Origin of the sequence: Flavobacterium sp., assembly GCF_035760125.1 — a bacterium.
In the GTDB taxonomy this organism is placed as follows: domain Bacteria; phylum Bacteroidota; class Bacteroidia; order Flavobacteriales; family Flavobacteriaceae; genus Flavobacterium.
Genome location: NZ_DASTTN010000116.1, coordinates 1 through 8,894 on the forward strand (window position 1 = coordinate 1; position 8,894 = coordinate 8,894).

Annotated in this window: 8 protein-coding genes and 1 pseudogene; 3 read left to right on the top strand and 6 right to left on the bottom strand. The window is 32.1% G+C overall.

Translation table 11 applies throughout. The features are described 5' to 3' along the window. Positions 1-54: 54 nt before the first annotated feature. The 6 genes from VFS71_RS04635 to lon form a co-directional block, all read right to left on the bottom strand. Positions 55-423: a hypothetical protein gene (locus VFS71_RS04635; protein ID WP_326399658.1), complete on the bottom strand. Its 369-nt coding sequence runs from the start codon at positions 421-423 to the stop codon at positions 55-57. Positions 424-513: 90 nt separating this feature from the next. Continuing rightward, on the bottom strand, positions 514-1,896 hold the full coding sequence (locus tag VFS71_RS04640; RefSeq protein WP_326399659.1) for a nucleoside permease: 1,383 nt from the start codon (positions 1,894-1,896) through the stop codon (positions 514-516). Positions 1,897-1,973: 77 nt separating this feature from the next. Continuing rightward, a complete protein-coding gene (cmk, locus tag VFS71_RS04645; RefSeq protein WP_326399660.1) occupies positions 1,974-2,666 on the bottom strand; it encodes a (d)CMP kinase in 693 nt (230 codons plus the stop codon). Positions 2,667-2,739: 73 nt separating this feature from the next. Beyond that, positions 2,740-3,321, bottom strand: coding sequence for a murein L,D-transpeptidase catalytic domain-containing protein (locus tag VFS71_RS04650; RefSeq protein ID WP_326399661.1), 582 nt, complete (start codon positions 3,319-3,321; stop codon positions 2,740-2,742). A 74-nt stretch (positions 3,322-3,395) separates the two neighbouring features. After that, positions 3,396-4,418 carry a type IX secretion system protein PorQ gene (gene porQ / locus VFS71_RS04655; protein ID WP_326399662.1) on the bottom strand — a complete coding sequence of 341 codons (1,023 nt, stop codon included), beginning with the start codon at positions 4,416-4,418 and terminating at the stop codon, positions 3,396-3,398. 176 nt (positions 4,419-4,594) lie between these two features. Then, complete coding sequence (gene lon / locus VFS71_RS04660; protein ID WP_326399663.1) at positions 4,595-7,048, bottom strand: endopeptidase La; 2,454 nt, start codon at positions 7,046-7,048, stop codon at positions 4,595-4,597. A 296-nt stretch (positions 7,049-7,344) separates the two neighbouring features. On the opposite strand from lon, the gene VFS71_RS04665 reads away from it, so the two are divergent. The 3 genes and pseudogenes from VFS71_RS04665 to VFS71_RS04675 form a co-directional block, all read left to right on the top strand. Continuing rightward, positions 7,345-7,899, top strand: a complete 555-nt coding sequence (locus tag VFS71_RS04665; RefSeq protein ID WP_326399665.1) for a sigma-70 family RNA polymerase sigma factor — start codon at positions 7,345-7,347, stop codon at positions 7,897-7,899. Then, on the top strand, positions 7,896-8,432 hold the full coding sequence (locus VFS71_RS04670; RefSeq protein WP_326399667.1) for an anti-sigma factor: 537 nt from the start codon (positions 7,896-7,898) through the stop codon (positions 8,430-8,432). Before VFS71_RS04665 ends, VFS71_RS04670 begins: the two co-directional genes overlap by 4 nt. Then, a pseudogene (locus VFS71_RS04675) lies at positions 8,416-8,894 on the top strand (hypothetical protein); the annotation flags it as partial. The gene VFS71_RS04670 and the pseudogene VFS71_RS04675, both read left to right, overlap by 17 nt.

An 8,894-nucleotide genomic window follows, 5' to 3' on the forward strand; every position in this document is an offset into this window, starting at 1 on the left:
ACAATCTCTCTCGTTGAAAAAACGAGAAAGGATTTTCACTGCTATCGGGGCTAGTTAGGATAGATTGTGATTTTTAGCTTTTTTAATTATAAAAAAAACACCTAAAATCGAAATTGGGGCAAAAACAAAAATAGCCAATAACTGTGTCCAAGAACTGCCATCGGATTTAAAAAGCGAAAAAGTTGCAAAACCTGCCATAATTACAAAAAGGATATAATTGACTTTTAAGTTTCTTGTTTTTGCGATGGATTGTGCGACAAGCCCACTAAGAAATGAAAAAACAGTTCCGTAAACAAATGTCAAAAACATAAAAGCAACAGAAGCTTCCGAATGTGGTTTAACGCCTGAAAATCTGAAGAGTAGCACTGAACTTATTACAAAAATGGCGTAACCTGTGATTACCCCTAAAATTTGTTTTATCATAAATATTATTTTATTAGTTACCTTCTATATGTAAAAAATCCTAACAAGTTTAAAACCTGTTAGGACTATATATTTCAATCTGAATTACGATTAATGACTCAAGTTCTCCACGACATCTTCATTTGGATTGTGCTCGTGTTTGAATAAAATAGCAAATGCAATCGCAACAATCAAAGCATAACTGGCAAAAGCCAACCAAATCATATGCCAATCTTTCATCATAATTACTTTATCAAACAAACCATTTGCAGAAATAGAATTCCCTTGACTTTTTACAAATTCTAACATCTTTGGGTTTGTAACATCGGTCTGTAAAAACGATGCCAAGTCAGTACTAGAGCTAAAAGATTTTGTAAAAAAACGATCAATCGCCCATCCTGAAGTTGTACTTCCTAATATTGCCCCTACTCCATTGGTCATCATCATAAACATTCCTTGAGCCGAAGAACGATTTTTAGCATCTGCATGTGTTTCAACAAACAACGAACCAGATATATTGAAGAAATCAAAAGCCATTCCATAAACGATACAAGACAATATAATCATCCATAATCCATCTGTCGGATTTCCAAAAGAAAACAATCCAAAGCGCAATACCCAAGCCAACATACTAATCAACATAACCTGCTTGATTCCAAAACGTTTTAAGAAAAATGGAATGGCAAGTATGAATAAAGTCTCAGAAATTTGAGAAATAGACATTATAATGGTAGAATATTTGATTACAAATGAATCAGCATATTTTGGAAAATGTTTAAATTCATCCAAAAATACATCTCCATAAGCATTGGTTAATTGCAAAGCACCTCCCAAAAACATAGAAAAAATAAAGAACAAAGCCATTTTATAATTAGCAAATAATCTGAAAGACTCCAGTCCCAAAGTTTCCATCAAAGAAGCTTCTTCTTTGATTAATCGCTGTGGTTTACATTTAGGTAAAGTAAAAGAATAAATTCCCAATACAACAGCTGAAATTCCAGCAATATAAAATTGATAAGCAGTTGCTTTATTTCCTGTCAAATTGGTAATCCACATCGCTACTATAAAACCAATAGTTCCAAAAACACGAATGGGTGGAAAATTTTTAACGACATCTTTGTTATTAATCTTCAAAGCATTGTATGAAATTGAATTGCTCAAAGCAATCGTTGGCATATAAAAACACATAGCCAAAAGCATCACATAAATAAAGGAAGTTGGAGTACTAACTTCGGGGATATAAAACAAAACAGCACCATATAAAATATGGAGACCTCCGTATAATTTTTCGGCATTAATCCATCTATCAGCAATTATACCAGCTATTGTAGGCATAAAAAGAGAAGCAATTCCCATAGTCCCAAATACTAAACCAAATTGGGTTCCTTCCCAGTTTTTGGTTCCAAACCAATAATTTGCAATTGTAATTAACCATGCTCCCCAAACGAAAAATTGGAGAAAACTCATTATTATCAATCTGTTTTTAATTCCCATAGGATGAATTGTGTTTTAGTATTTGTAGAATTTTGTGGCGCGTAAATCTACCATTAATATTGATATTAACAAAAAATTTACAAGCTATTAATTACCTCATTTACTAACTCCAAAACAACGTCAAATTGTTCTTTACGATCCAAATAAGAATTGTCTACTTCTATGGAATCCTCTGCCATTACCAAAGGAGAATCATCTCTGTGAGTATCAACATAATCACGATCGACAACATTCTTTAAAACTTCTTCATAGGAAACCGAATCACCTTTTGCCTGTAATTCATCAAAACGTCTTTGCGCGCGAGTATCTGCTCCAGCAGTCATAAATATTTTAAGTTCTGCATTTGGAAAAACAACTGTTCCTATATCTCTTCCGTCCATAACAATTCCTTTTTCTTTACCCATTTCCTGTTGTTGTTCTACTAATTTAGAACGCACTTCCGAAATAGCAGCTACTGCACTAACAAAACTTGAAACTTCCAAAGTTCGGATCTCCGTCTCAACATTGACATCGTTCAAGTACATTTCGGCAAAACCCAATTCAGGGTTAAATTTAAAACTCAATTTTATAGAAGGTAGGCTTTTTACCAACTTCTCTTTATCCAAAAAATCAGTTCCAATGCAATTGTTTTGCATGGCAAATAAAGTCACAGCACGATACATGGCTCCAGTATCTACATAAACATATCCCAAATGTTTGGCAAGTTGTTTGGCCAAAGTACTTTTTCCAGTGGATGAAAATCCGTCTATTGCTATGGTAATTTTTTTCAATTTTCTAAAATTAAGTATTTGTGTTGTTTTATATCATTTTATAAAACAAACATTATTCTTAGTAGTTACTTTTTTAATAGTAAATGCTAAGAATAATGTTTGTTTTAGAATTGTCTATTATTTTTTCTATTCTACTAAAATAAATTTCATTAACCATTGGACAGCCATAACTTGTACATATACGTTTATCTTGTTCTTCATAAGGAACTGCCCAAAATTTGTGCAAAACTATACTTCTTCGAAAAGCATTACTGTTTGTTTCATCTAATCCATATAATTTATATGCTTTGCCAAATTGCCCATTGTAATGCTTTCCTATCGAATATTTTCCCAATGATGTACTAAGAGAATTAGCTACATTGCTAAATTTTAGTTTTCCTGGAATTCCAGTTTCTGACCCTGAACCATGGGCAACTAATCCTTCATCAATAATTTTATTATTTTTCAAATCATAAATAAAAAAACGATTTTTACCTGATTGTATTTCCATATCAATAAAAAAAGCAACTTCATTATTGAATTTAGGATTATCATTAATGATTTTTCTTACTTCTTCTACTTGAGTATTGAGTTTTTCTTCAGTTGAATTGTCATCAGAATTTATACTAAAGCTTGAAAGAAATAGTGGAATAAAAATTAAAAGTATTTTTCTCATCACTTTAACTTATTTGTAAATTAGACTTTTTACCATTACTATCAGCATCAATCTCTATGCCATTTGTTTATAAATCACTCACTAAAATTAACTGTCAGCCCAAACAAACTTGTATTTCCTGCCAGAGTATATTTCGAATAAGAATAATTGAATTTTAATTTATTTAGTTTTAATCCAAATCCCAAGGAAAGACCACAAAAATTCCGCTGGTCTTGTATTTGCAATTCAGCGGATCTTCGGAAATTATATCCCAATCTAAGGTTAAAAGCCTTTTTAGGAAAAAGCTCAACTCCCAAAATCATATGCCGCAACGCATTGTTGAAAAAAGATATGTTTTCTTCTGTGATGCTGCCATCAATTGAAGTTTCTGAGCGAACAGGATTTGAAAAAGCCAAATTCCATTGTTGTAAATTTTCGAGTGTAAAGTGCCAGCGTATGGGAACATGTTCCAATTCCTGCGAAACTCCAGCAATTATTTCAAAGGGTAATTTTTCTCTGGTACCATCGTAAGTAGTAAATTGAGTTCCAAAATTCATTAAGGTCAATGCCCAATTCACATCATTTTTTTCGTCGATATATACCATTCCTAAATCTACAGCAGCCCCAAAGGAATTGTAGCTTTCTAGTGTAGATTCAATTAGTTTGGCATTGGCTCCCAAATGAATATCAGTATAAGGAATATTATAGGCATATCCCAGAGAAAGAGCAATTTCACTTCCTGTAAATTCTGATGTAGGCAGACCACTTTCGTCATAACCTTCAAATTTTCCGTAATTGATATAATTTATACCTGCTTGAAATGTTTGCAAATGCTGGTCGTAGGTATACGCACATGAAACCGTACCATAAGTAACTTCTTTATAGTAATTACCATAATTCAATGCCAAATGATTGTTCATTTCTTCATTTATTGTTGCAGGATTAAACAAGGCTTCATTAACATCTTCATCATAAATTGTAATTGTCTTTCCTCCTAGAGCAGCTTGCCTTGGAGATGTAACCAAGGTTAAAAACTCATAAGTATACTTCCCTCCTATTTGACCGTATGATACCATAGATATAGAAAATAAATAGAATAACAAAAGTTTTTGGGACATACTTTAAAAGCTGTTTCTAATATTTAAAACGCAGTTGCGAAGATAAAATTATAAAACTATAAAATACTTAATTAAGTTTTAAAAATAAATTCCAAATTCCAATTGCATGAATTGGAGTTTGGAATTTTATAGGCTATCAAAAATGATTCCTTTCAGAATTGAAATTTTATTTTTTGTTATTTTAATTCTTTTGCATTTTTGACTTTGTCTTTAGTTATGGCAATATCTAGAACTTCACTCATTTCTTTCACATAATGAAAGGTAAGACCTTCTAAATATTCAGCTTTTATTTCATCGATATCACTTTTGTTTTCATGACATAAGATGATTTCTTTGATGTTGGCTCTTTTGGCTGCCAATATTTTTTCTTTAATGCCACCAACAGGTAATACTTTTCCTCTCAAGGTAATTTCCCCTGTCATCGCTAGATTTTTCTTTACACGTTTTTGAGTAAATAAAGAAACTAATGAAGTTAACATGGCAATACCAGCGCTAGGTCCATCTTTTGGAGTAGCTCCTTCCGGAACGTGCAAATGAATATTATATTTCGAAAGTATTTCTGGATTCAATCCCATTAATTCAGCATTTGCTTTAATGTATTCTAAAGCAATAGTAGCCGATTCTTTCATTACCGTTCCTAAATTACCGGTAATAGTCATGGATCCTTTTCCTGGAGAAAGTAGTGATTCAATAAAAAGAATATCACCACCAACACTTGTCCAAGCCAAACCCGTTACAACACCGGCAACTTCATTATTTTCATATTTGTCTCTTTCCAATCTTGGAACTCCAAGTACTTTTATAATATCTTCGTCGGTTACTTTTTTATTGTACTCTTCTTCCATAGCTACCGATTTGGCTGCATTACGTACGATTTGTGCAATTTTATTTTCCAATCCACGAACACCAGATTCACGAGTATAGCCTTCCACAATTTTTTCTAATTGTTTTTTACCAATGCTCAAATCTTTGGCTTTCAATCCGTGTGCAGCCAATTGTTTTGAAAACAAATGCTTTCTCGCAATTTCTACTTTTTCTTCAATTGTATAACCAGACATTTTGATTACTTCCATACGATCAATCAAGGCAGGCTGGATTGCAGACATATTATTGGAAGTGGCAATAAACATTACTTTGGATAAATCATAACCCATTTCAAGGAAATTATCATAGAAAGCACTGTTTTGTTCTGGATCTAAAACTTCTAATAAGGCAGAAGATGGATCTCCATTATGACTAGAAGACAGCTTATCAATTTCATCCAAAACAAACACTGGATTCGATGTTCCAGCTTTCTTTAAGCTCTGGATAATTCTTCCTGGCATAGCTCCAATATAGGTTTTTCTATGTCCACGAATTTCAGCCTCATCACGTAATCCGCCTAATGAAATACGAACATATTCTCTACCTAATGCTTCTGCAACAGATCTACCAATCGATGTTTTACCAACTCCTGGAGGTCCTGTTAAACAAATAATTGGGGACTTCATGTCGTTTCTTAGTTTAAGAACAGCTAAATGCTCAATCATTCTTTTTTTGACATCTTCCAGACCAAAATGATCCTTGTCCAATACTTTTTGGGCATGTTTTAAATCAAAATTATCTTTGGAATATTCACCCCAAGGTAAATCCAAAAATAATTCCAAATAATTTCTTTGAATACCAAAATCAGGAGCTTGTGGATTCATTCTACGCATTTTGGACAATTCTTTTTCGAAATGTTTTAGCGTTTTTTCATCCCATTTTTTGGTTTTGGCTTTCACACTCATTTCGTCCATTTCTTCCTCCTGAGAAACACCGCCCAATTCTTCTTGAATGGTTTTCATTTGCTGATGCAAGAAATATTCTCTTTGCTGTTGATCTAAGTCAAAACGAACTTTGGATTGAATGTCGTTCTTCAATTCAAGTTTTTGCAACTCAACATTCATGAAGCGAAGTGTTTCCAAAGCGCGTTCTTTCAATCCGTTCACGGATAATAAGTCTTGTTTTTCTTTTACCGATAAATTCATATTGGAAGAAACAAAATTGATCAAAAACGAAGGACTTCCTATGTTTTTGATGGCAAATGTAGCTTCCGAAGGAATATTGGGACTTTCGTTAACAATCTTAACAGCCAATTCTTTTACCGAATCAATTATTGCATTGAATTCAGAGTCTTTTTTGGTTGGTCTTTTTTCAGGAACCTCTTTAATATTAGCTGTAAGATAAGGCTCTTCTGAAACCATTTCGGCAATTTCAAAACGTTTTTTTCCTTGTAAAATTACTGTAACATTACCGTCAGGCATTTTTAAAACCCTTAAAATTCGGGCTACAGTACCAATTTTATGAATATCACCAAATGTTGGGTCTTCATCTTCTTCATTGATTTGAGCCACTACTCCTATTACTTTTCCGGCAGCATTGGCATCATTAATCAATTTGATTGATTTATCTCTTCCAGCCGAAATCGGAATAACTACTCCCGGAAATAAAACCGTATTGCGCAAAGGTAAAATAGGCAAAGAATCGGGTAATTCTTCGTTATTCATTTCTTCCTCATCTTCTGGAGTCAATAATGGAATTAATTCGGCTTCAGAATCAAATTCTTGAAGTGACAGATTGTCAATAGTAAGTATTTTATGATTTGACATAGTAGTATTTAAGTCTTTTTGTCATTAATTTTTTAATTCGGAACGCAAATATAAGGTATCGTAACAATATTTCAGGCTAATATTGATCTATAAATACAGTATAGTATTGAGGTATAAAATAAGGCAATCATTATGCCAAAATCCAATCTGTTTTGAATTTTTATCTTATTGTGTAGCCAATTTTCTGTTTAAGCTGTTTTTTGTTTAAGATAAAAATGAAAAAAAATAAACTATTTTTATAAAACTGTAACAAACCAAAAAAAATCATGTCTTTACTACAAATCATAACTATTTAATTGAATCTGACCAATCAAAATATCGAAGAATTAATTACGCTTTGCAAAGAGAACAATCAGAAAGCACAATTTGAGATTTATAATCGCTATTGCAAGGCGATGTATAATGTGGCCTATCGAATTGTGAAAGACGAGCATTTTGCCGAAGACGTCATGCAAGAAGGTTTTTTGAAAGCATTTACCAAAATAAATGATTTCAAACAAGAAGTAGCCTTTGGAGCGTGGCTGAAACGGATAATAGTGAACTATAGTATTGATTTTTACAAAAAGAATAATCCATTTAAAACAGAAGATTTTGAAAAGACACTTTACAAATTAGAAGAACCAGAAAATGATTGGGAAGAAAAATTAGATTTTAATGATATAAAAGTCAAACAGGTTTTGGACGCCATTCAGTCCTTGAAATACAACTACAGCATGGTTCTTACCTTATTCTATATTGAGGGTTATGATCAGGAAGAGATAAGCGAAATTCTTAAAATTAGTTATGCCAATTGTAGAACGACATTAAGCAGAGCTAAAGAAAGTTTAAGAAAAAAATTAAATGAGTTATGAAAAATGAAAATGAAAAATTAGATCAATTATTTGAAAATTTAGAAAATCAATGGGATGTTCATGAAATGGATAACCAACATACAAATCGATTTTCAGAAAAATTGGCTCTTAAAAAACGAAAAAAGAATTTTGGATTTATCTATGCAATAGCTGCTTCTGTAGTTGTCATGCTAGGGATTGCATTGTTTTATACCAACAATGAAAGACCCAAAGAACTAAAATTTGCTTCTAAAGAAACTAAACAGACTGATTCTATTTTTACCGTTTTGATTGAACATCAATTAGAACAAATTAAAGCTAAAAGATCACCCGAGAATGAAAAAATTGTAAATGATGCTTTACAACAAATGAAATCGCTAGATAGCGATTATGAAAAAATCACTCATGAATTGGAAGTTAACGGTGAAAGCAAGCCCATTATTTATGCTATGATTAGCAACCTACAAACCCGAATTTCATTTTTGCAAAATGTTTTGCAACATATTGAAGAAACTGAAAAACTTAAAAAATTAAACGATGAAAAAACAATTTAACATACTGCTATTACTTCTTTTATTAATCCCTTTTTTAGGATTTTGTAATGATGATTTTAACTATACCAAGCAAAAAGTTATTAGTAAAGCTTATATAGTGAACAGCGACGCCGGAATAAATGTTGAGAACTCTTATGGAAGTATTTTTGTTACTACTTGGAATGAGGATAAAATTGAAATAGAAGTTCTCATTAAGGTCAGTGGCGATAATGAGAAATGGGTTAACGAAAAATTAGCTGGAATCGATGTGGATTTTGTAGCATTAAAAAGCATGGTTAGCGCCAAAACTGTCTTTGGGAACACTAGTACAAAAAACAATGGAAGAAATAACAATTTTGAAATCAATTACACTATAAAGATTCCTAAAAATGGGACTGTAAAATTGAATAACAAGTACGGAAATATTGGTACTTCAGATCTTTTTTCTACGACAGATATCAATTGCAAATATGGAAAAATCAA

Excerpts from the sequence above, each read along its gene's own strand:
- porQ (WP_326399662.1), bottom strand. The coding sequence starts at position 4,418 with ATGTCCCAAAAACTTTTGTTATTCTATTTATTTTCTATATCTATGGTA.
- VFS71_RS04650 (WP_326399661.1), bottom strand. The coding sequence starts at position 3,321 with ATGAGAAAAATACTTTTAATTTTTATTCCACTATTTCTTTCAAGCTTT.
- VFS71_RS04670 (WP_326399667.1), top strand. The coding sequence starts at position 7,896 with ATGAAAAATGAAAATGAAAAATTAGATCAATTATTTGAAAATTTAGAA.
- VFS71_RS04640 (WP_326399659.1), bottom strand. The coding sequence starts at position 1,896 with ATGGGAATTAAAAACAGATTGATAATAATGAGTTTTCTCCAATTTTTC.
- VFS71_RS04635 (WP_326399658.1), bottom strand. The coding sequence starts at position 423 with ATGATAAAACAAATTTTAGGGGTAATCACAGGTTACGCCATTTTTGTA.
- lon (WP_326399663.1), bottom strand. The coding sequence starts at position 7,048 with ATGTCAAATCATAAAATACTTACTATTGACAATCTGTCACTTCAAGAA.